At 71.6% G+C, this 21,364-nt stretch carries 19 protein-coding genes; 12 read left to right on the top strand and 7 right to left on the bottom strand.

Annotated elements, in window-relative coordinates; genetic code table 11:
- Window positions 1-7 precede the first annotated feature (7 nt).
- From OHU89_RS22565 to OHU89_RS22555, 3 genes are all read left to right on the top strand, one after another.
- Window positions 8-1,141 (top strand): acyl-CoA dehydrogenase family protein, encoded by a 1,134-nt coding sequence (locus OHU89_RS22565; protein ID WP_405645367.1) that lies wholly within the window; start codon window positions 8-10, stop codon window positions 1,139-1,141.
- A gap of 8 nt (window positions 1,142-1,149) precedes the next feature.
- Entirely contained in the window at window positions 1,150-2,016 is an 867-nt protein-coding gene (locus tag OHU89_RS22560) for an acyl-CoA dehydrogenase family protein (RefSeq protein WP_405654610.1), read from the top strand.
- A gap of 508 nt (window positions 2,017-2,524) precedes the next feature.
- The gene (locus OHU89_RS22555) at window positions 2,525-2,998 is read left to right on the top strand and encodes an ATP-binding protein (protein WP_405654608.1); all 474 of its coding nucleotides are present in this window, start codon (window positions 2,525-2,527) and stop codon (window positions 2,996-2,998) included.
- 410 nt (window positions 2,999-3,408) lie between these two features.
- Here the strand turns inward: OHU89_RS22555 and OHU89_RS22550 are convergent, their stop codons facing one another.
- Complete coding sequence (locus tag OHU89_RS22550) at window positions 3,409-4,344, bottom strand: cyclase family protein (RefSeq protein ID WP_405645365.1); 936 nt, start codon at window positions 4,342-4,344, stop codon at window positions 3,409-3,411.
- An 85-nt stretch (window positions 4,345-4,429) separates the two neighbouring features.
- Here OHU89_RS22550 and OHU89_RS22545 point away from each other — a divergent pair, with 85 nt between their 5' ends.
- The 4 genes from OHU89_RS22545 (at window position 4,430) to OHU89_RS22530 (ending at window position 9,245) form a co-directional block, all read left to right on the top strand.
- On the top strand, window positions 4,430-5,335 hold the full coding sequence (locus OHU89_RS22545; RefSeq protein ID WP_405645364.1) for an SDR family oxidoreductase: 906 nt from the start codon (window positions 4,430-4,432) through the stop codon (window positions 5,333-5,335).
- 110 nt (window positions 5,336-5,445) lie between these two features.
- Window positions 5,446-6,597 (top strand): acyl-CoA dehydrogenase family protein, encoded by a 1,152-nt coding sequence (locus OHU89_RS22540; protein WP_405645362.1) that lies wholly within the window; start codon window positions 5,446-5,448, stop codon window positions 6,595-6,597.
- Window positions 6,597-7,646, top strand: a complete 1,050-nt coding sequence (locus tag OHU89_RS22535; protein WP_405645360.1) for a Zn-dependent alcohol dehydrogenase — start codon at window positions 6,597-6,599, stop codon at window positions 7,644-7,646. The genes OHU89_RS22540 and OHU89_RS22535 overlap by 1 nt, the downstream gene beginning before the upstream one ends.
- Window positions 7,647-7,757: 111 nt before the next feature.
- On the top strand, window positions 7,758-9,245 hold the full coding sequence (locus tag OHU89_RS22530; RefSeq protein ID WP_405645358.1) for an MFS transporter: 1,488 nt from the start codon (window positions 7,758-7,760) through the stop codon (window positions 9,243-9,245).
- Here OHU89_RS22530 and OHU89_RS22525 read toward each other — a convergent pair.
- Window positions 9,171-10,175 carry a GlxA family transcriptional regulator gene (locus tag OHU89_RS22525; RefSeq protein WP_405645356.1) on the bottom strand — a complete coding sequence of 335 codons (1,005 nt, stop codon included), beginning with the start codon at window positions 10,173-10,175 and terminating at the stop codon, window positions 9,171-9,173. The genes OHU89_RS22530 and OHU89_RS22525 overlap by 75 nt on opposite strands.
- 71 nt (window positions 10,176-10,246) lie before the next feature.
- Between OHU89_RS22525 and OHU89_RS22520 the strand changes: the two genes are divergently transcribed.
- Window positions 10,247-11,551: an MFS transporter gene (locus tag OHU89_RS22520; RefSeq protein ID WP_405645354.1), complete on the top strand. Its 1,305-nt coding sequence runs from the start codon at window positions 10,247-10,249 to the stop codon at window positions 11,549-11,551.
- Here OHU89_RS22520 and OHU89_RS22515 read toward each other — a convergent pair.
- Window positions 11,548-12,141, bottom strand: coding sequence for a flavin reductase family protein (locus tag OHU89_RS22515; protein WP_405645352.1), 594 nt, complete (start codon window positions 12,139-12,141; stop codon window positions 11,548-11,550). The two genes, OHU89_RS22520 and OHU89_RS22515, sit on opposite strands and share 4 nt — an antisense overlap.
- Before the next feature lie 82 nt (window positions 12,142-12,223).
- Here OHU89_RS22515 and OHU89_RS22510 point away from each other — a divergent pair, with 82 nt between their 5' ends.
- Window positions 12,224-13,165, top strand: coding sequence for a hypothetical protein (locus OHU89_RS22510; protein WP_405645351.1), 942 nt, complete (start codon window positions 12,224-12,226; stop codon window positions 13,163-13,165).
- Window position 13,166: 1 nt separating this feature from the next.
- Here OHU89_RS22510 and OHU89_RS22505 read toward each other — a convergent pair whose 3' ends face one another.
- The 4 genes from OHU89_RS22505 to OHU89_RS22490 form a co-directional block, all read right to left on the bottom strand.
- Window positions 13,167-13,958 (bottom strand): enoyl-CoA hydratase/isomerase family protein, encoded by a 792-nt coding sequence (locus OHU89_RS22505; RefSeq protein ID WP_405645349.1) that lies wholly within the window; start codon window positions 13,956-13,958, stop codon window positions 13,167-13,169.
- Window positions 13,958-16,183, bottom strand: coding sequence for an acetate--CoA ligase family protein (locus OHU89_RS22500; RefSeq protein WP_405645347.1), 2,226 nt, complete (start codon window positions 16,181-16,183; stop codon window positions 13,958-13,960). The genes OHU89_RS22505 and OHU89_RS22500 overlap by 1 nt, the downstream gene beginning before the upstream one ends.
- Before the next feature lie 119 nt (window positions 16,184-16,302).
- Window positions 16,303-17,817, bottom strand: a complete 1,515-nt coding sequence (locus tag OHU89_RS22495) for a flavin monoamine oxidase family protein (protein WP_405645345.1) — start codon at window positions 17,815-17,817, stop codon at window positions 16,303-16,305.
- 155 nt (window positions 17,818-17,972) lie between these two features.
- Window positions 17,973-19,163, bottom strand: coding sequence for a flavin-containing monooxygenase (locus OHU89_RS22490; RefSeq protein ID WP_405645343.1), 1,191 nt, complete (start codon window positions 19,161-19,163; stop codon window positions 17,973-17,975).
- A gap of 652 nt (window positions 19,164-19,815) precedes the next feature.
- Here OHU89_RS22490 and OHU89_RS22485 point away from each other — a divergent pair.
- From OHU89_RS22485 to OHU89_RS22475, 3 genes are read left to right on the top strand one after another with little or no spacing between them, the layout of a single operon-like run.
- Window positions 19,816-20,265, top strand: a complete 450-nt coding sequence (locus tag OHU89_RS22485) for a DoxX family protein (protein ID WP_405645342.1) — start codon at window positions 19,816-19,818, stop codon at window positions 20,263-20,265.
- Window positions 20,266-20,280: 15 nt separating this feature from the next.
- Window positions 20,281-20,673 (top strand): Zn-ribbon domain-containing OB-fold protein, encoded by a 393-nt coding sequence (locus OHU89_RS22480; RefSeq protein WP_405645341.1) that lies wholly within the window; start codon window positions 20,281-20,283, stop codon window positions 20,671-20,673.
- A 55-nt stretch (window positions 20,674-20,728) separates the two neighbouring features.
- Window positions 20,729-21,331: a GNAT family N-acetyltransferase gene (locus OHU89_RS22475; RefSeq protein WP_405645339.1), complete on the top strand. Its 603-nt coding sequence runs from the start codon at window positions 20,729-20,731 to the stop codon at window positions 21,329-21,331.
- The last annotated feature ends 33 nt before the right edge of the window (window positions 21,332-21,364 follow it).

The raw sequence follows: 21,364 nt of genomic DNA, 5'->3' as shown, positions 1-21,364 counted from the left end.
CGGACTCGTGGATCTCTCCCACTCTCCCGAAGAGGAGGAGTTCCGGGCGCGGTTGAGGCGGTGGCTCGGCCGGGTGCTGCCCACGCTCCCGCCCAAGCCGTCCCCGGACGACTGGCCCGGGCGCCGCGCCTACGACATGGGCTGGCAGCGGATGCTGTACGACGCCGGGTATGCGGACGTGCACTGGGACGCCTCGCCGACCACGCGGCTGATCTTCCTGGAGGAGACCGAGAAGGCGGGGGCGCCCTATGTGGGCGCGGGGTTCGTCGGGCTGCTGCACGCCGGGCCCACGATCGCCGCGGAGGGTTCCGCCGAGCAGCGGGCGCGGTGGCTGCCGCCGATCCTGCGCGGGGAGGAGGTCTGGTGCCAGGGGTTCAGCGAACCCGACGCCGGGTCCGACCTCGCCGCGTTGCGGACACGCGCGCGCAGGGAGGGCGACGAGTACGTGGTGAGCGGGTCCAAGATCTGGACCTCGCACGCCGAAGTCGCCGACTGGTGCGAACTGTTGGTGCGCACCGACCCCGCGGCCGCCAAACACCGGGGCATCACGTGGCTCGCCCTGCCCATGGACGCTCCGGGGATCACCGTGCGGCCGCTGAAGACCCTCGCCGGGTCCGCCGAGTTCGCCGAGGTGTTCCTCGACGAGGTCCGGGTGCCGGTCGGCAACCGGGTCGGGGACGAGAACGACGGCTGGCGCGTGACCATGGTGACGCTGTCCTTCGAGCGCGGCACCGCCTTCGTGGGCGAAGTGGTCGCGTGCAGGCGGGTGTTGCGCGAACTCGCCGGTGAGGCGCGCAAGAACGGGCGGTGGGACGAGCCGGAACTCAGACGGCGGCTCGGGCGGCTCAATGCCGAGTTCCGGGCGCTGTGGCGGCTGACGCAGTGGAACGTGAGCGAGGCGGAGGCCTCCGGGGGAGTCCCCGGTGTCGGGGGTTCGGTTTTCAAACTGAGGTATTCGCAGGCGCGGCAGGAGCTCTACGACGCCGCCGCCGACGTCCTGGGGCCCGACGCCCTCGACCTCGACCGGCCGTGGGTCCTGGACCGGCTGTCCTCGCTGTCGTACACCATCGCCGCCGGCACCTCGCAGATCCAGCAGAACATCGTGGCCGAACGGATCCTGGGGCTGCCGAAGGGGCGGTGACTGTTCCCGTGCGTTTCCAACTCACCGATGATCAACGCGCGTTGCGGGACGGCGTACGAGAGCTGCTGGCCCGGCGCTTCGACCGCGAGGCGCTGTGGGCCGCCGTCGACTCGCCCGGCCGCCTGGACCGGGCACTGTGGCGGGAGCTGGGGGAGGCCGGGTTCTTCGCGCTACGGGTGCCGGAGGGCGAGGGAGGTGTCGGACTCGGGCTGCCGGAGGCCGTGTTGGCCTTCGAGGAGGCGGGGCGGGTGCTGCTGCCCGGGCCGCTGGTGGCCACGCATCTCGTGGCGGGCGCGGTGCCCGGGGCGGCTGACGGATCGGTGGTCGTGGCGGGTGTGGACGGCGGGCTGGTGGAGTGGCTGGAGGCCGCCGACATCGTACGAGGCGATGCCGCCGGCGCCGTGGCGCTGCGATCGGTCGATCCGTTGACGCCCCTGCATCGCACACCCGGGGCCGCCGTGACCGATCCCGTCGCCGTGCTCCTCACCGGCGCCGAGCAGCTCGGCACCGCCACGCGCGCGTGCGAGCTGGCGGTGCAACACGCCCGGACGCGTGAGCAGTTCGGGCAGCCGATCGGGGCGTTCCAGGCCGTCAAGCATCTGTGCGCGCAGCTGCTGGTGCGGGCCGAGGTGGCCCGTGCGGCGGTCTACGCGGCCGCCGTCACCGGGGACCCGGCCGACATCGCCGCGGCCCGGCTGCTCGCCGACGAGGCCGCTGTGCGCGGCGCCCGCGACTGCCTCCAGGTGCACGGTGGCATGGGCTTCACCTGGGAGTCCGAGGTGCATCTGCATCTGAAGCGGGCCTGGGTGCGGGCGCAGCGTGGCGGTGGACGCACGGAGAGTGAGGAGCTGCTCGCGGCCGAGCTGACGGCCTGACAGGGGGTGGGCTGCGGAGTCGGCGGGAGCGCTCCCGTGAATGTCGCGGATTGTGGCATACCGGAATTACGGAGCGTTGATATCGGGTTGTGTCCTATGCGTGACCCGTCACGGCCTGGAGTCGGGGAGTCGCTCCGGTACCTTCTGTGGGATGCGAGTGGTTCCGAGCACGAGCCGTGCCGGTGTTGCCTCTGTGGCGGCTCCGGATGCGGCGGTGTGCGCCGCTTCTCGCACGGTCGGCGGGCCTTTGGCCTCCACCTGTTCGACTTCCCGCAACGAGCGTCGCACAGTATGCCACCCGGGTACTCCTTCGCGATGGAATATGCCCGAAGCGCTTGTTGAGGTGACTGTACGTCAACCATGCTGTCTCGTAAGGGATTCACGTTCTGTGATCCCGGCTGTGGCCATTGTTCTGGCCATGCAAAAAATGGCTACGATCGTGGCCCTCGTGAGGCGCGAGGCTATGTGTCTGCCGGTTCGGATGGTGTGAGCGGTGCAGGTGCTTCAAGTGCAGCTGGAGATCCGGCCCGACCCCGCAGAGGTGGGGCGAGCCCGGCGGTGGGCCCGCTCGCGGCTTGCCGGATCCGGGATAGGGGCCGACGAGGCGCTTGCCGAGACCCTGATCCTTCTCGTGTCCGAACTGGTCACCAACGCCGTGGTGCACACCGGCTGTCCGGCCGTCCTGCGTCTGTCGCTGCCCTGTACCGCGGCCGAACAGGCCACCGTCCGCCTCGAAGTGGCCGACGCCAGTGGCCGCGCCCCCGTGCCGCGCTGCGTCGACGGTGACGCCACGGGCGGCCGCGGACTCGCCCTGGTGGACGGCCTCGCCGACCGGTGGGGCTGGAGCCCCGAAGGGGCCGGCAAGCGCATCTGGTGCGAACTCGACCGCTGTGCGGCGAAGGGCCGCGAGGGGGCTGCGTCCTTCGGAGGCGGTGCCCCGGCGTTCGAGGGGTACGAGGGGCTGGCGTACGAGGCGGTCTGAGGCCGCTGTCCGAGGTGGCGCGGTCGGAGCGCGTTTGCAGAGCGCCCCGGTCCTCCCTGTCGATCGACAGGCGGTGCGCCGCGATGTGCTTCCGTGCGCGCCCGTAACAAATGGTGCGTAAGTAATAAATCCCCGAACAGGCGTTGACGCCGCGTGTCCGTTTGCTCACGCTTGTGGTCAGCGATTCGCCGCGAGGGGACGACGAGGGTTCCGGTGACGGGAGCTCTCGGCGAGTGTGGGTCGTGATTCGGCGCCGGTTCCTTCAGGGTCAAGAGGAGCCGTTGGGGGTCCCCCCGCTCGAGCGAAGCCGAGAGTGGGGGAGGGTGCGCCGAGTCGGACGGCGGGGCGCGATGCCGTGCTCGGGGCGGGCGTTGGGGCGCCGCCGTCCGACCTTGCCCGCGTCCGGCGTGTCAGAGAATGGCGACCGGAGCCACCGGAGTGCCCGTCGCGCCGACGAACGGCTCGGGCATCGCCGACAGCAGGAACGTGTAGCGGCCCGCTTCTCCACAGGCTGTGGACAACTTTTCGAGATTCCAGTTCTGGCCCTGCAGCATCCCCATCTCCACGAGGTCGAGCGCGTGCACGGGCAGCCACAGATCCTCGATCTCGGGGGGAAATATCTCGAATGTCAGCGTGTCGTTCGCGACCGCCGCGACATCGCGTGCGTGGAACCACTCCGGCGTACGGATCGACAGCCCCGGCGACGGATAGCCGTACGCGTGCTTGTCGCCCGCCAGATACGCCTGGATCTGCCCCGTCCGTACGAGCACGATGTCGCCGGCCCGCACGCGCGTGCCCGCGAGTTCCTCGGCGGCCTCCAGGTCCTCCGGTGTGACGGCGTACGAGCCGTCCAGCCGGTCCGTGCCGTGTGCGCGGGCCACGTCCAACAGGACGCCGCGCGAGACGATGTGCCGTGCCTTGTCGATGCCGCTGAACCGGGCACCGCCGTGTGCCGTGATGGTGTCGGCGGGGCGGCCGTTGTAGAGCACGCCCGAGTGCGAGACATGGGTGAGCGCGTCCCAGTGGGTGGCCGCCTGCAGGCCCATCGTCACGGCGTCGTCGCTGCACGCGACCGTGCCCGGGCCGAAGATCTCCTGGTTGATCTGCACCATCGCGTGCAGCGGGTTGACCCGGCCGGGTATCAGGCCCGTCTGTACGCCGTCCTCCTTCAGCGGCAGGCAGAGCGGGACGCGGTGGCCGGACCTGACCTCCGTCGCGGCCTGGCGTACGACCTCGTCGGTGATCAGGTTGAGGGTGCCGATCTCGTCGTCGGAGCCCCAACGGCCCCAGTTGTTCACGCGCTTGGCGATGTCGTGAAACGCCGGATGCATCGCGGGCAGTGGCATCGGTGCTCCCCCAGGGCTTGTCTACGGGTGTCTGACGGGTCATAAAATCTAACGGTCCGTCAGAAACCGCGGGAAGGGGCCGGGCGTGGGGAACTTCTTGGCAGGCAAGGTGGTCGCCGTGACGGGGGCCGGGCGCGGGATCGGGCGGGCGGTGGCGCTCTGCGCGGCGGCCGAGGGGGCGTCCGTCGTCGTCAACGACTACGGGGTGTCGGTGGACGGTGGGTCGCCGACGAGCGAGGTCGCCTCGGGTGTGGTCAAGGAGATCGAGGCGGCCGGCGGGGAGGCCGTCGCGGTCGCCGACGACGTGTCGACCATGGCGGGTGGGCAGCGGGTCGTCGACGTGGCCCTGTCGTCGTACGGGCGGCTGGACGGCGTCGTGTGTGTCGCCGGGATCCTGCGCGAGCGGATGCTGTTCAACATGACCGAGGAGGAGTGGGATCCGGTGGTCGCCACTCACCTCAAGGGCACGTTCACCGTGTTCCGGGCGGCCTCCGCCGTCATGCGGAAGCAGCGGGCCGGGACCCTGATCGGGTTCACCAGCGGGAACCATCAAGGGTCCGTCTCGCAGGCCAACTACAGCGCCGCGAAGGGCGGGATCATCTCGCTGGTCCGGAGTGCGGCGCTGGGGTTGAACAAGTACGGGGTGACCGCGAACGCGGTGGCGCCGGTGGCTCGTACGCGGATGTCCGCCGGAGTGCCCATGGAGTTGGCGGAGATCGGAGAGCCGGAGGATGTGGCCGCGCTCGTCGTGTATCTGCTGTCGGAGCGGGCTCGGGAGGTCACCGGGCAGGTGTACACGATCGCGGGGCCGAAGATCGCGGTGTGGGCTCAGCCGCGGGAGCTGCGCGCTGCGTATGCGGAGGGTTCCTGGACGCCGGAGCGGATCGCGGAGTTCTTGCCTGGGTCGGTGGGGGTGGATCCGATGCCTTTGCTGGAGCGGCTGGCTGCCATGGAGAGGGCCGCGCGTGAGGGGGAACGTCCCAACGCCTAGTGGGGTGCGTGGATCGGTGAGTTGGCGGCTGCGGGTTCGTTGTGGCTTGTCGCGCAGTTCCCCGCGCCCCTGGGTGGGTCGGCGCATCCGGCGTATTGGAGGAGAGGTCCGTGGACTTCGGGTTTACCGCTGAGGATGAGGCCTTCCGGGCGGAGGCTCGGGCTTGGCTCGGTGAGCATGCATCGGCTGAGCTGGATCGTCGGTCCTGGGAGCGTGCGTTGGGGAAAGGGGGGTGGATCGGGCTGGGGTGGGCCGAGGGCGGGTACGGGAATCGGAGTGCCACGCTCACGCAACAGGTTGCCTGGGCCGAGGAGTACGCGCGGTCCTGTGCGCCGCCGCGCTCCGGGCACATCGGGGAGAACCTGTTGGCGCCCACCCTGCTCGCGCATGGGACGGCCGAGCAGAAGGGGCGCTTTCTTCCGGCGATCGCCGCCGGGGACGAACTGTGGTGTCAGGGGTACAGCGAACCCGGGGCGGGGTCCGATCTCGCCGGGATCCGTACGAAGGCCGAGCGGGCCGGGGACGGTACGTATCGCGTCACCGGGCAGAAGATCTGGACGTCCCTGGCGCGGGAGGCCGACTGGTGTTTCGTGCTGGCCCGCACCGACCCGGGGTCCAGCCGCCATCGTGGCCTGTCCTTCCTGCTCGTTCCCATGGATCAGCCGGGGCGGATCGAGGTGCGGCCCATTCGGCAGATGACCGGCACCAGTGAGTTCAACGAGGTGTTCTTCGACGGTGCGCACGCGCGCGTGGAGCATGTCGTCGGAGGTGACGGGGCCGGGTGGCGGGTCGCGATGAGTCTGCTCGGGTTCGAGCGGGGGGTGTCCACGCTCGCCCAGCAGGTCGGGTTCGCCGCCGAGTTGGGGCGGGTGGTGCGGGCGGCCGTCGACAGCGGGACGGTGGGTGATCCCGTCGTACGGGACCGGCTGGTCCGGCAGTGGGCCGAGCTGCGGGTGATGCGGTGGAACGCCCTGCGGACGCTGGGGAGTTCGGGGGGCGCCGGCGCCTCCAGTGTCGCCAAGCTGCTGTGGGGCGGGTGGCATCAGCGGCTCGGGGAGCTGGCCATGCAGGTGCGGGGGGCGGCGGCGGGGGTCGGGCCCGCCGACTGGTCGGTCACGGCGCCGTACGAACTCGACGCGTTTCAGCATCTGTTCCTGTTCTCCCGGGCCGACACGATCTACGGCGGCTCGGACCAGGTGCAGCGCACGATCATCGCCGAGCGGGTGCTCGGGCTGCCGAAGGAACCCAAGGGGGTTGTTTGATGCGCGGTGTGGTGTTTGACGGAAAGCGGGTCGAGGTCGTCGACGATCTGGAGGTGCGGGGGCCGGGGCCGGGAGAGGTGCTGGTCGCCATTGCGGCGGCGGGACTGTGCCACAGCGACCTGTCCGTGGTGGACGGGACCATTCCCTTTCCGGTGCCCGTGGTGCTGGGGCATGAGGGGGCGGGGGTCGTCGAGGCCGTGGGGGAGGGGGTTTCGCATGTCTCGGCCGGGGACCATGTGTCCCTGTCCACGCTGGCCAACTGCGGTACGTGCGCGGACTGCGACCGGGGGCGGCCGACCATGTGCCGCAAGGCGATCGGGCGGCCGGGGCAGCCGTTCGCGCGGGGCGGGCAGCCGGTCTTCCAGTTCGCGTGCAACTCCGCCTTCGCCGAGCGGACCGTGGTGAAGGCCGTGCAGGTGGTGCGTATCCCCCAGGACATCCCGCTGCCCTCCGCCGCGCTCATCGGGTGCGGGGTGCTGACCGGGGTCGGGGCCGTGCTCAACCGGGCGAAGGTGGATCGCGGGGACAGCGTCGTCGTGATCGGCACCGGGGGCATCGGGCTCAACGTCCTCCAGGGGGCACGGATCGCGGGGGCGCTGCGGATCGTCGCCGTCGACGCCAACCCCGCCAAGGAGGCGGTGGCGCGGCAGTTCGGGGCGACCGACTTCCTGACCTCCACGGAGGGGGTGCGGGAACTGCTGCCGACGGGGGCGGACCATGTCTTCGAGTGCGTCGGGCGGGTGGAACTCGTCCGGCAGGCCGTCGACCTGCTGGACCGGCACGGTCAGGCCGTGCTGCTCGGGATGCCGGCGGCCGGGGCCGAGGCGTCCTTCGTCGTGGCGTCCATGTTCCTGGACAAGTCGATCCTGGGGTGCCGGTACGGGTCGTCCAGGCCCCAGCGGGACATCGCGCTGTACGCCGAGCTGTATCGGGAAGGGCGGCTGCTGCTCGATGAGTTGGTGACCCAGACGTATCCGGTCGAGGAGTTCGAGCGGGCGGTGGCGGACGCGGAGGCGGGGAAGGTGGCCAGAGGGGTGCTGACCTTCTGAGGAGGTGGTGGTTCCGCTGAGGGGTGCTGACGTTCTGGACATGCCAGGGGTTTTCCACAGGTGCCGGAAAACTCCTGGGGTGCTGTCGGTGCCGGGTCGTAGCTTCGACTCATGACCTACCGAGACGTCGCCACCAAACAGGTCCTCATCTGGGCCTGCACTGCCGTCGCCGCCCGTATGCCGGTCGCCATGGCCCCGTTGGCGCTGGTCTTCCTGGTGCGCGAGCGGCCCGGTGGCTACACGCTGGGGGCGGCGCTCGCGGCGGCGTATGTGATCGGCGAGATCATCGGGGCGCCGGTGCTCGGGATGCGAATGGACCCGGCTCGGGGCCGTCGGCATCTGGTGCTCGGGCTCGCGGGCGGGGCGGTCGGGTTCGCGGGGCTCGGGGTGCTGGCCGGGGCGCATCCCGTGGTGCTCGGGGTGTTCGCGTTCCTGGCCGGGGCGGCTCCGGCCGCGGCCGCCGGAGGGCAGCGGGCGCTGCTCACCTCGCTGGTCCCGGAGCGGTCCGTGGCACAGGCGCTGTCCGCCGAGTCGATGCTGATGTCCGGGGTGTGGGCCGTCTCCCCGGTCGCGGTCGCCGGGCTCGCCCTCGGGGTCGCGCCGCGTCTCCCGCTGCTGCTCGGGGCCGCGCTGATGGCGCTGTCGATCGCGGGGCACCGGTGGCTGCCGGCCGGTTGGGACACGGGCGAGCGGGGCGGGGAGTCGGGCCGGATCGGAGTCCTGCTGCGCGCCTGGCCGGTGTATGTCACGGGCGCGGCGAGTCTCACGCTGCTCGGTCTGGCCGAACTGACGTTGCCTGCCTTGTTGGAACAGCGCGGCATCGGGGTCGGCTGGTCCGGGCCGATGCTGGCGGGGCTGGCGGTCGGCGCGGGACTTGGGGCGTTCGTGTACGGGCTGCGGTCGTGGCCGGGGCGGCTCCGGGGGCGCAGTGTGGTGCTGATGTGCGGGATGTCGGTCTTCGTGAGCCTCGCCGCGCTGATACCGGGGGCGGCCGGCATCGCGGTCGCCCTCGTCCTGGCGGGCACGCTCCAGTCGGGTGCGCTGATCACCCGCAACCTGTCCCTGCGGGAGGCGGTGCCGCCGGGCGCGCTGGCCGCGGGGTACTCCGTGATGTACGCGGCCGCGGGCGCGGGGTACGCGGCGACCGGGTCCCTCGCCGGTGGGCTGCTCCAGGTGGTGACGCCGTCCACGGCGATCCTGGCGGGCGTGGTGCTGACGTTGCTGCTGACAGCGCTCGGGTGGTGGGGAGAGGTACGGCGGGAGGGAGCGGGGAGAGCAGGGATACGGCGAGAGGACGCGGGGTCGGCCGCCGATGCCGTGAGCTCGGGTGCCGTGGCGGCTCGGGACGTCGGGATCGCCGGGCCGGCCGCTTCTGCCGCTGCCGCGGGCTCAGGGGCCGTGGCGGACCTGCCCGTCGATCCCGCTGGGCCGGCTGCCGCCGGTGACGCCGTCCTGCCGGGCTCGCATGACGTCACTGACCTGTCCGACGATGCCGCCCGCGACGGCTCAAGCCCCGCCCTGGACCTACCCGTTGATCCCGCTCCCCGTGCGGAAGGTGCGCCGATAGCTGGTGGGGGTGACGCCGAGCGCCGTCTGTAGGTGCTGGCGCATCGACTGGGCCGTGCCGAAGCCGGCGTCGCGGGCGATCTGGTCGACGGAGCGGTCGGTGGACTCCAGCAGGTGCCGGGCGTGCTCCACCCGCTGCTGGGCGAGCCACTGTCCGGGGCTGATGCCGACCTCCTCGCGGAAGCGGCGCGTGAAGGTCCGTACGGACATCGACTCCTGCTCGGCCATGTCCCGCAGCTGGATCGGCTCGTGGAGGCGGCCCAGCGCCCAGGCGCGGGCGGTGGTCGTGGTGGCCAGCTGGGGCTCCGGCACGGGGCGCCGGATGTACTGGGCCTGGCCGCCCTCGCGGTGCGGCGGTACGACCGTGCGCCGGGCCACCGCGTTGGCGACGGCGCTGCCGTGGTCGCGGCGGAGCATGTGCAGGCACAGGTCGATGCCGGCGGCGACACCCGCGGAGGTGAGGACGTCGCCGTCGTCGACGTACAGGACGTTCGGGTCGACCTTGATCTGCGGGAAGAGCCGCTGGAGGCGCTCGGCGTCGGCCCAGTGCGTGGTGGCGGGGCGGCCGTCGAGGTAGCCCGCGGCGGCGAGGACGTAGACGCCGGTGCAGATGGAGGCGAGCCGGGTGCCGGGCCGGATGTGCGCGAGGGCGGCGGCCAGCTCGGGGGTGAGGACACCGTCCTCGTAGACCGGGCCGAACTCGTAGGACGCCGGGACGATCACGGTGTCGGCGGTGGCCAGGGTCTCCGGGCCGTTGGCGACCATGACGTCGAAGTCGGAGTCCGTGCGGACCGGGCCCGGAGGCCGGATCGAGCAGGTGACGACCTCGTACAGAGGCCGTCCCAGGCGGTCCCTGGGGCGGTCGAAGATGCGGTGCGGGATGCCCAGCTCGAAGGGGAGCAGGCCGTCCATGGCGAGGACGGCGACGCGGTGCGGGCGGAACGGTTCCTCGGACGTGGCCATGGCCCGATCCTAACGAATGCTGTCCTTCGGGCCAGTGGATCGGCGGGCGGCCAGGCCGGAAGCTCTATGTCGTGACCCAGACAACCGAAGCCGCCGCACAGGCACCCCGCACGGGAAAGAAGCGCACCCGCATCCACCGCGCCTGGTTCGTCGCCGCCGTCACCTTCGTGACGATCATCGGCGCGGCCGCCTTCCGCTCGCTGCCCGGACTGCTCATCGACCCGTTGCACGAGGACTTCGGCTGGTCGCGCGGCACGATCGGCGCGGCCGTCTCGATCAACCTCGCGCTGTACGGGCTCACCGCCCCCTTCGCGGCCGCGCTGATGGACCGCTACGGCATCCGCCGGGTCGTCGCCGTGGCGCTGACCGTGATCGCGGCCGGCTCGGGACTGACGGTGTGGATGACGGCGGCCTGGCAGCTGCTGCTGTGCTGGGGTCTGCTGGTCGGTCTGGGCTCCGGCTCGATGGCGCTGGCGTTCGCGGCGACGGTCACCAACCGCTGGTTCACCGAACGGCGCGGCCTGGTCACCGGCATCCTGACCGCCGCCTCCGCCTCCGGCCAGCTGATCTTCCTGCCCGTGCTGTCCTGGATGGTCGAGAAGCACGACTGGCGCCCGGCGGCCGTCACCGTGGCCCTGGCCGCGCTCGCGGTCGTCCCCTTCGTCTGGTTGCTGCTGCGCGACCACCCGGCCGACGTGGGCCTGAAGCCGTACGGCGCGAAGGAGTTCGTGCCCAAGCCGGAGCCCGTGCCGGGCGCCGCCCGCCGCGCGGTCACCGTGCTCTTCAAGGCCGCCCGTACCGGCCCGTTCTGGCTGCTCGCAGGCACCTTCGCGATCTGCGGCGCCTCCACCAACGGCCTGATCCAGACCCACTTCGTGCCCGCCGCCCACGACCACGGCATGCCCATCACGGCGGCGGCCTCGCTGCTCGCGGTCATCGGGGTGTTCGACGTGGTCGGCACCATCGCCTCGGGCTGGTTCACCGACCGCTTCGACGCGCGCCGGCTGCTCGCGGTGTACTACGCCCTGCGCGGCATCTCGCTGCTGTTCCTCCCCATGCTGCTCGGGCCGAGCGTCCACCCGCCGATGCTCTTCTTCATCGTCTTCTACGGCCTCGACTGGGTCGCCACCGTCCCGCCCACCGTCGCCCTGTGCCGCGAGCACTACGGCGACGACAGCGCGATCGTCTTCGGCTGGGTCCTCGCCTCGCACCAGGTCGGGGCGGCGCTCGTGGCCTTCGTCGGCGGTGTGGTGCGGGACGTCTTCGGTGATTACGACATGATCTGGTACGCGTCGGGGGCGCTGTGCGCGGCGGCGGCGCTGATGGCACTGGTGATCCGGCGGAGGCCGACCGCGCTGGTCCCGGCCGTGGCCTAGACGAACCGTCCCTTGTGGAACAGCAGGGGTGCGCGGTCCTCGTCACCCGCCCCCAGCGCGTCCACCCGGCCCACGACGATGAGGTGGTCGCCGCCCGTGTGCACCGCGTGGATCGTGCAGTCGATCCACGCGAGCGTGTCCGCCAGGCGCGGTGAGCCGGACGCCGGTGCCGGGTCGAAGGCGACGCCCGCGAACTTGTCCGCACCGCTCACCGCGAAGCCACGGCACAACTCGCCCTGGTGGGCGGCGAGGACGTTGACGCAGAAGACCCCGGCGCGGGCGATGCGGGGCCAGGTCGTCGACGTACGGCCGACCATGAAGGCGACGAGGGGCGGGTCGAGGGACAGGGCGGCGAAGGACTGGCAGGCGAAGCCGGCGGGGCCGTCCTCGCCGTCGGCGGCGGGTGAGGTGACGACGGCCACGCCGGAGGCGAAGCTCCCGAGCACCCGCCGGAACTCGGTCTGTCCGACCGGTGCACGCTCGCCCTCGCGGACACAGCGCAGCTCGGGCCGCGGCAACGCCTCCACGGGTGCCGTGCCGGCCGACCGGAGATAGCGGACGGCGGCCTCGGCCATACCTGCTTGTCCCATCACACCTCCCATTGAAGCTGACGGTTCGTCAGATAGGAAGGGGTGTGCGAAGGCGGCGAAGGCGACTGCGTACGCTGCGCGCATGGGGTGGGGAGACATACGGCGCGAGCTCGGGCGTGCCCGGCGGGCCGGGGATTCGGTCGCGGTCAACGCGGCCGCGGCGGTGGGGGCGGCACAGCTGCCGGCGGCCGTGCTGATCGCGTACGTCGACGTCTCGACGGGCGACGACTACGGCGGCTCGGGCGCAGCGTACGGGCTGGCCTGTCTGCTCCTCCTGGCGCCGCTGTGGCTGCCGTTCGTGGGGCTGCTGCACGCGTGCGCCCAGACCCTGCCGGCCGCCGTGCTCGCCCGGCTCACCGTCCGCCGCGTCCACGGACCCGAGTGGGTGTGGCACCTGACGTGGGCGGCGGTGCTGGGGGTGGTCTGGGCAGGCGCTGTCGCCGTGCCGAGCGGCCTGCCGTTCGCCGCCACGGCCGCCGTCTTCGTGGCCCTCGGGATCCTCCCGGTGCTCGGTGTGGCGTACTTCAGGCGCAGCGGCCGGTCCCGCGAGCGGGCATGGGGGTGTGCGGGGACCTGGATCCTGTCGGCGGGCGTTTCCTTCGTGCTGTTCATGGTCGTCTTCGGGGGCGCCGTGCTGGCCACCGAGACCGGGATCGTCAAGGAGTACGAGCCCCCGAAGCTGTCCGCCGGGCAGCTCGCCGGCGTATGGCGTGGCGAGGACGGCGCGGTCCTGCGGCTGCATCCGGGCGGCCGGGCCGAACTCACCGCGCTGCCCACCGTGTCGGAGCACGACGACTGGTTCGCCGACCCGCCCTACACCGTGTGCGAGGGCACCGGCGCCTGGGAACTCGTGCGGGGGGACAAGGGCGAGGACGCGGACCGTGACGGCGTCGGCCTGCGCGTCGACGGTGGATGCGGGACGCCGACGCTCTGGACGATCGGCGGCACCGAGCGCGAGCCCGAGCTGTTCGTCCTGTTCGGCGACCCGGACGCGGGGGACCTGCGGATCCTCACGCGGGACTGAGTCACCGTCCCCGGAACTCCGGGCTCCGCCGCTCCACGAAGCTCGCCACCCCTTCCTGGGCGTCCTCGGTCGTCATGTTGATCTCCTGTGCGGCCGCCTCCGCGGCGAACGCGATGGCGCGGTCGCTGTCGAGGGAGGCGTTGACGAGCTGCTTGGTCAGCACGAGGGCGCGGGTCGGCCCCGCGGCGAGGCGGGCCGCCCATTCGCGGGCCGTCTTGTCCAGCTCCCCGTCCGGCACGACCCGGTTGACCAGGCCGAGGCGCTCGGCGTCGGCGGCGCTCAGCGCGTCGCCGAAGAACATCAGCTCCTTGGCGCGCTGCGGGCCGATCAGCCGGGCCAGCAGATACGCACCGCCTCCGTCCGGCACGAGTCCCCGGCGCACGAACACCTCGATGAACCGGGCCGATTCGGCCGCGAGGACGAGGTCGCAGGCGAACGCGAGGTGCGCGCCGATGCCCGCCGCCGTCCCGTTCACCGCGGCGATCACGGGCTTCTCGCAGTCGAGGACGGCCGCGATCAGCCGCTGGGCACCGAGCCGGATCGTCCGTGCGACGTCACCGGGGACACGGTCGCCCGCCGCGGGCGCCCCTCGCAGATCCGCGCCCGCACAGAACCCGCGCCCCGTTCCGGTCAGCACCACGGCCCGCACCTCCGGGTCGCCGGAGGCGTCGCCGAGCAACCCGATGACGTGGTCCCGCTGATCGGGGGTGAGGGCGTTGAGGGCCTCGGGCCGGTCGAGCGTGATGTGCGAGACCTGGTCGCGCGTCTCCTGCCGCACCCCTGCCGTCGGCATCAGCGGCACACCGCCAGCGCGTCCAGCGCCACGGCACCCTGACCGCGGGGCAGCACCATCAGCGGATTGATGTCCAGCTCGGCCAGCTCGTCCCCGAGTTCCAGCGCCATGCGCTGCACCCGCAGGATGACCTCGACGAGCGCCTCGAGGTCCGCCGGGGGGCGCCCCCGGACTCCGTCCAGCAGGGCCCGCCCGCGCAGCTCACCGCACATGTCCCGGGCCTGTTCCTCCCCGAAGGGAGGCACACGTACGGCGGTGTCGCGCAGGACCTCGACCAGCACCCCGCCGAGCCCGACCGTGACGGTCGGTCCGAAGAGGTCGTCGTGGGTGACGCCGACGACTATCTCGACACCCCGCTCGACCATCTGGCAGACCAGGACGCCGTCCAGCGAGACGCCCTCGTAGCGGGCGATGTCGGTCAACTCCCGGTAGGCGTCCCGGACCTGGCTGGCGGACGTGAGCTCGATCTTCACCAGGCCGAGCTCGGTCTTGTGGGCGATCTGCGCGCCGGACGCCTTCATCACCACCGGGTAGCCCACCTGGCCCGCCGCCCGTACGGCCGCCGCCGCGCTGGTCACCAGTTGCTCGCGCGGTACGCGGATGCCGTACGCCCGCAGCAGTTGCTTCGCCGCGTGCTCGCTCAGCTGCTGACCCGGGCGCATCAGGGCCTGTGCCTTGCGGAAGGACGGGGACGTGGTGCGCGGGGCCTCGTCGAGGGGGGAGCGGTAGGCGGCGACGAAGCGGTGGTGGTCGAGGTAGGCGCGGACCGCGGTGATGCAGTTCCCGACCGTGCGGAAGGTGGCCACCCGGGAGGAGCCGAGGAGGACCTCGCGGTAGGCCGGCTCGGTGCCGACCGGCGAGCCCCACACCACGCAGACCAGCTTGTCCGTCCGCTCGGCCGCGTCCACCAGGTCCTGGACGAGCTTGTCGCTCAGGGGTGGGAAGGGGCCGGTGACCGGGCAGATCAGCACCCCGACCGCCGGGTCGTCGAGGATCGCGTCGATGATCTTCCGGCCGCGCCAGTCGCCGACCGGATGGCCGCCGTTGTCCACGGGGTTGGCCACGTTCAGGTAGTCGGGTATCCACTGGTGCAGCTCGGTCTGCTTGGTGTCCGAGAGCGTGGGCAGCCTCAGCCCCGCCTCCGTCGCCAGGTCGGCGAAGTGCGCGCCCGTGCCGCCCGAGATCGAATAGACGACGACGCCCTCGGCGTGCGGGGGGCGGGCGCGGGCCAACAGGGCTGCGGTGTCCTGCAGTTCGTCGAGGCCGTCGACCCGGATCACCCCGTACTGCCGCATCGCCGCGTCCACCACCGCGTCCGCGCCGGTCAGCTTGCCGGTGTGGGAGGCGGCCGTGCGGGCGCCGGTCTCGGTGCGGCCCACCTTGACCGCGACCACCGGCACCTTGCGGCGGGCGGCCCGGTCGGCGGCGAGCAGGAAGGAGCGGCCGTCCTTCAGTCCCTCGACGTAGCAGGCGATCGCGCCCACCTCGGGCCGCTCGGCGAAGTAGGAGAGGAAGTCGGCGGTCTCCAGGTCGGCCTCGTTGCCGGTCGGCGCCCAGTGGGAGAGGCGGATGCCGAGCTCCTGGAGGGCGAAGACGGGGCGGCCCTGGTGCCCGGACTGGGTGATGAGGGCGATCGCCGGTCCGTCCAGGTCGTCGCGGAACCGCTCGAAGGCGTTGAGGTTGGTGTTGGGCCCGAGCAGCCGTATCCCCGACCGTCGCACGGCCGCGGAGAGCCGGGCCTGGGCGGCGGCGCCCTCCTGGCCGGTCTCCGCGAACCCGGAGGCGAAGACGACCGCGAACTTCACCTTGGCCTCGGCCAGTTCCTCGACCACCGGAAGGGGGTCGGCGACCAGCAGTACCGCGAGATCGACCTGTTCGGGCAGGTCGGCGACGGAGGGGGAGCAGGGGATGCCGAAGACGGACGGGCGAGTGGGATGCACCGGGTGCAGCCGGGCTCCGACCCGCTCGGCCCAGGCCACCAACTGCCGGGTGACACCGGTGTTCGGGCGCCCCTCGGCGTCGGAGGCGCCGATCACGGCGACCGACTCCGGCCGGAAGAACCGGTCCAGATCGGGGACGTCGCAGTACAGCGGCCGGCCGCTGACGTCGAGGTCGTCGACATCGGCCGGCCTGCCGTGGACGGCGGGCCCGGGTTGCTCGCCGCAAGCGATGACCCGGGCCCGGCGGGAGTCGGTGGTGAGGGTGCCGTGGGTTGATCCAAGCATCGGTCCGCCCGCTCCTGTGTGACAGCGATTAACTGACGCAGTGTCAGATTAAAGGAACTGACGCTGTGTCAGGAATGGCTGTGCACACAAAGTTGGGCAGAGCACGTCGGCGGCATCGCTCACAGCACCGCCAGCACCTCCTTCGCCACCCGCTCGCCCGACCGCACCGCACCGTCCATGAACCCCATCCAGTGGATGGAGGTCTCCGTGCCGGCCCAGTGGATGCCGCCGACGGGAGTGCGCAGGGAGGGGCCGTACTGGGTCAGGACGCCCGGGGCGGCGATGGAAACGGGGCCGCCGCGGGTGTAGGTCTCGTTGTTCCAGCGTTGCAGGACGAAGGAGGTGGGGGAGGCCGCTTTCGCGCCGAAGTAGGTCGTGTAGTCCTTCAGGACGGCCGCCTTGACCTCCGCCTCGCTCGCCGCGTCGTACTTGCGGGCCTCGTCGGCCTCGATGAAGCCCATCAGGGCGCCGTAGGAGGCGTCGGGCGGGGAGTTGTCGAAGGTGGAGCTGATCACCCCGGTGTCGCTGACGACCTGGCCGTTGAGGCCGTCGGCACGCCAGAAGGGGGTGTCGTAGATCGCGATGGCCTTGCCGACCGAGGCCATCGGCAGCCGCTGGGTGAGCTGGTCGCGGGAGGCCGGGAGCAGCGGGTCGTAGGTGATGCGGGCGGCGATCGGCGGGGGCACGGCGACGACGACCTTCTTGGCGGTGACGGTGGTGCCGTCGGCCGTCACGACGTACTTGCTGCCGGACTTGGCGATGGTCCGCACCGGGGCATTCAGCACCACCCGGTCGCCGAGGGTGGCGGCGAGCTTGATCGGCACCAGCTGGGAGCCGCCGACGAAGCGCAGTTCCTGGGCGCCGTTCGCGGTCTCGGTGAGGCGTTCCAGGGTGCCGCCGTTGGTCTCGTTGCCGGCGGCGGCGATGTAGAAGAGCACGAACAGGAAGGAGAGTTCGCGGGGTTCGGCCGAGAAGATCGAGGTGCAGGCCACGTCGAAGAGGAACTTGGCCGACGGGATGACGGCGTTGGCGCGCAGCCAGGTCTCGAAGGTCTGCCGGTCCCACTCGTCGGCCTTCGCGGCGGTCCAGGGCGCGTCGACCGGTATCTGCTTGGCCAGATCGTCCAGGGTGGCCTGCACGATCGCGGCGTTGGCGAGGCCGGCCGCGTCGATGGGCGGGACCGAGCCGAGGAGACCGTCGGTGGCGTACGCGGTCTTCTTGCCGTCCTTGTAGAGGAGGTTCTTGCCGGTGTTGTAGGTGGCGAAGGTTCCCACGCCGAGGGAGTCCGCGAGGGCCTTGATGCGGTCCTGGGTGGGGCCGATGAACTCGCCGCCGCCCTCGGTGACCCCGCCGTTCGCGAGCGAGAGGTTCACGACCCGGCCGCCGACGCGATCACGGGCCTCCAGGACGATCACGGACTTGCCGGCCGCCACCAGGTCGCGGGCCGCGGTGAGGCCGGCGAGCCCGGCGCCGATGACGACCACGTCGGCCTCACGGGTGGCCGCGGCGGCGGGCGAGGCCGCGGCGCCGGCGAGGGCGGCGGCACCGGCTGTGGCGGCGGCACCGCCCAGCAGGGTGCGGCGGGAGAGCCGGGAGGGCTGGGGGAGTTGGGAGAGCTGTCTTTCGCGTGCCACGTGCATCCTCCGTCAAGGTGCGAGAGGTTGGAGTGGAGCCAGAACATGAACAGTGCTCACATTCTGGCCCCATGCGGTGGCGCCGTACAGCTCTCTCGTCACTTCTGACCCAGGAGTAACGAAAGGAGTACGTCAGCGAGTTGAGGGTTCCTTCGTCAGACGGGAAGTCTGGAGGCCTGCCGGGCCCCGTCCTTGGCGATCGCCTTCGCGATCTTCGTCGCGTCGATCGACAGTTCCCGGAAGGTGCCGCTTATGGGAGTGACGTAGCCGCTGAAGAAGAGACCCGGTGCGTCCTTCGGGCTACGGGCGCCGTTGACCACCGGCAACCCCCGCGTGTCGAGGACGTCGAGGTGGCCGACGAGGTCCTCCAGGGAGCGGGCGTATCCGGTGGCCGCGATCACGGTGTCCGGGGTGATGCGGGTGCCGTCGGCGAGGAGCACCTCGTCCTTCTCGAAGCCGTCGACGGCGGCCACGACCTCGACCTTGCCCTTGCGCACGGCGTCGATCAGGCCGACGTCCTGGACGGGGATGGCGCCCTCGTGGACCCGGGTGTAGAGGCCGGTGTCGGGGCGGGGCAGACCGTGCTCGGACAGGTCGGGCACGCTGAGCTTCGCCATGGGCCGGGCGAGCCGGTCGACGAGCCCGACGGGCAGCCGTCGTACGAGCACACCCGTGTACTGGGCGGCCCAGCCCGCCGTCGAGCGGCGGACGATGTGCGGGGCGGTGCGCACGGACAGCCGGACACGCTCGGCCCCGCCCTCCACCAGGTCCACGGCGATCTCGGCACCGGTGTTGCCGACACCGACGACCAGGACGTCCCGGCCCGCGTAGGGCGCGGGGTTGCGGTAGTCGGCGGCGTGCACGACCTCGCCGGGGTAGGTGGTGAGGCCCTGCCAGTCCGGCACCAGCGGCGTGTGGTTGTAGCCGGTCGCCACGACCACCGCGGCGCCGGTCAGTTCACGGCCGCCGGTGGCGTGCAGGAGCCAGCCGGTGCCGTCGGGGGAGCGTTCGACGCGGGAGACCTCCACGCCGGTGACGATCTCCAGCTCATGGTGCTCGGCGTACTTCTCCAGGTAGCGGACGACGTCGTCGCGTGACACCCAGCGCCCGAACCGGCGCGGCATCGCGAGCCCCGGGAGGGCCGAGAGGCGGCGGGTGGTGTGCAGGTGGAGCCGGTCGTAGTGGCGCCGCCAGGACGCCCCGACGCGGTCGGACTTCTCCAGCACCACGGCACGTATGCCCTGGGCCCGCAGCGCGTGGGCGACGGCGAGCCCGCCCGGACCGCCGCCGATGACGTACACGGGGCGGGCGGTGGAGGACGCGGAGGGCGCTGCGGAGTCGGCCATGTGCGCGAGCGTAATCAGGGTTCCGGTTGATGGGTCTCGGTCAAGACCGGAATTGGTTTCGGATTGATCACGCCTGTGGGAGGAGTGGGTGGGGCTCGTGGCGTACATCACCCGGTTGTGCTGGAGGAGTGTGGGAAAGCCGCGGCGCCGAGCCCGCATACGCGAGGGCTCGGCGCCGTGGTGGGCGGTGGCCGGGAACTTATGACGGGAAACCGGCACTACGTCCTCGGGGGCCTGTACGGCCGGGGCCTACCGCTTCTTGTGGCCCGTCACCTTGGCGATCCAGGTGATGAAGTCGCCCGGGTCGGTGTTCGCGCCGTGGCCTGGTCCCAGTAGTAGAGGTGGTTGACGTGGCGCTCGATGAAACAGGAACCCACCAGGGCCCGCACCATGCGGGCGGATGGAACCCCGGCCCTTCAGGACCGGGAGGATGCCAGTGCCCTGTGCTTCACGAAACCAAAACCACCCCAACCCACCCCCCGCTTGGGGGTTCTGGGCTCGCGTCGGCGAAGGCGGCCGCGTTGCGAACGAATTGCCAATAATCTGCGCATTCATGGAGGATGCGTAGCTTCACGGGTGAGGCACAGCGCCCGAGGCCCGAGGGAATCTCACAGGGTTCCGGGATCCTGTCATCTGACGTACCGTCAGATTCATGGACGCGATCTGGCTCAGTGGCGCTGAATGGCTGGCCGTGCTGCGCATAGGGCTCGGGCTGTGGTGGCTGGAGAGCTGGCGGCACAAGGACAAGAAGGGCTGGTTCGAGCGGGGGACCGGTATCGCGTGGGCCGCGGACGTCGCCGCCAAGCACCGCTGGAACGCGGTCCGTTCGGGCTTCGAGGTGGTGGTCGCGCCACGGCCGCGGGCGATGGCGTACGTCGTCGTGTACGCGGAGTTGGCGGTGGGGCTGGGATTGGTGGCCGGCCTGCTGACACCGGTGGCTCTGGTGGGCGGGCTGCTGCTCAACGTCCTCTACTTCACGCTGATGATCCATGACTGGGCCGAGCAGGGTCAGAACGCCATGATGGGGCTGATATCGGTGGTCGCGCTGTTCGGGATGTCCTGGCAGGGCTGGTCGCTGGATGCGGCGCTCGGGCTTTTCTGAGGGAGGGGGCTCCTGATGGACGCGCGCTTCGATGTGCCGGAGCCGGACGCTTTCACGCGCACGTACTGGGACGCGGCCGAAGAAGGGCGGCTGCTCGTACGCCGCTGCGGGGCCTGCGGACGTACCCACCACTACCCCCGCGAGTTCTGCCCGCACTGCTGGAGCGAGGACGTGACATGGGAGCCGGCGAGCGGCCGGGCCGAGCTCTACACCTGGTCCGTCGTCCACCGCAACGACCTGCCGCCCTTCGGGGAGCGCACGCCCTACGTCGCCGCGGTCGTCCAACTCGCCGAAGGGCCACGGATGATGACCGAGCTGGTGGGCGTCCCGCCGGAGACGCTGCGGGCCGGCATGTCGCTGGAGGTCGATTTCCGGCAGGGAATCCCAGTGTTCCGGCCGAGACGATGAGATGTTCCGCCGGAGAGGGGTGATGGGCGGCCCTCCTTCCGTATTCAATGGCCCGATGGCCCATACACGTGAACGGTCTCCGAGCCACCCCGCTCCCGAACTGCTCGGCCACGGGCTGCGCCTGCGCCACTGGGACGCGGACTCCGACGCCGATGCCGAGACCTGGCTGCGCGGCCGCTCCGACCCCGAGTTCCGGCGCTGGAACACCCCCCTGAAGGTGATCGCCGACCTCGACGACGCCCGCGCCTCGCTCCGCGCGGGCGCGGAGGCCGCGGCGGGCGGCGTCAGCGTCGCTTTCCGTGTCACGGACGCGGTCAGCGACACGACACTGGGGCACGTCGGCGTCCTCGAGATCGACCACGTCGTACGCGTCGCCCGCATCGGCTACTGGGTCCTCCCCGAGGCCCGCGGCCACCGCGTCGCCGCCCGCGCCCTCACCCTCGTCGCCCGCTGGACCTTCAGCGACCTCCGCCTCCACCGCCTCGAACTCGGCCACGCCCTCGGCCACGACGCGTCCTGCCGGATAGCCGAGCGCTGCGGATTCCCCTACGAGGGGACGCTCCGGGGCGCGATGTTCGAGGCGGGGCGGCAGGACACGTTCCGGGATGTGCATCTGCATGCCCGGTTGGCCACGGATCCGGAGGTGGCGGGCCGGTGAGGGGAAGGGGCGTGGTGAGGGGGAGCGGCGCGG

The sequence above is a fragment of the Streptomyces sp. NBC_00019 genome (genome assembly GCF_045041015.1).
GTDB lineage: Bacteria > Actinomycetota > Actinomycetes > Streptomycetales > Streptomycetaceae > Streptomyces.
This window is presented reverse-complemented; position numbering and strand designations above follow the sequence as displayed.

Coding starts and splice junctions, on each gene's coding strand:
- OHU89_RS22475 (WP_405645339.1), top strand. CDS start 20,729: ATGGCCCATACACGTGAACGGTCTCCGAGCCACCCCGCTCCCGAACTG.
- OHU89_RS22515 (WP_405645352.1), bottom strand. CDS start 12,141: ATGGGACAAGCAGGTATGGCCGAGGCCGCCGTCCGCTATCTCCGGTCG.
- OHU89_RS22550 (WP_405645365.1), bottom strand. CDS start 4,344: ATGCCACTGCCCGCGATGCATCCGGCGTTTCACGACATCGCCAAGCGC.
- OHU89_RS22490 (WP_405645343.1), bottom strand. CDS start 19,163: ATGGCCGACTCCGCAGCGCCCTCCGCGTCCTCCACCGCCCGCCCCGTG.
- OHU89_RS22500 (WP_405645347.1), bottom strand. CDS start 16,183: ATGCTTGGATCAACCCACGGCACCCTCACCACCGACTCCCGCCGGGCC.
- OHU89_RS22535 (WP_405645360.1), top strand. CDS start 6,597: ATGCGCGGTGTGGTGTTTGACGGAAAGCGGGTCGAGGTCGTCGACGAT.
- OHU89_RS22525 (WP_405645356.1), bottom strand. CDS start 10,175: ATGGCCACGTCCGAGGAACCGTTCCGCCCGCACCGCGTCGCCGTCCTC.
- OHU89_RS22530 (WP_405645358.1), top strand. CDS start 7,758: ATGACCTACCGAGACGTCGCCACCAAACAGGTCCTCATCTGGGCCTGC.
- OHU89_RS22480 (WP_405645341.1), top strand. CDS start 20,281: ATGGACGCGCGCTTCGATGTGCCGGAGCCGGACGCTTTCACGCGCACG.
- OHU89_RS22510 (WP_405645351.1), top strand. CDS start 12,224: ATGGGGTGGGGAGACATACGGCGCGAGCTCGGGCGTGCCCGGCGGGCC.
- OHU89_RS22505 (WP_405645349.1), bottom strand. CDS start 13,958: ATGCCGACGGCAGGGGTGCGGCAGGAGACGCGCGACCAGGTCTCGCAC.
- OHU89_RS22485 (WP_405645342.1), top strand. CDS start 19,816: ATGGACGCGATCTGGCTCAGTGGCGCTGAATGGCTGGCCGTGCTGCGC.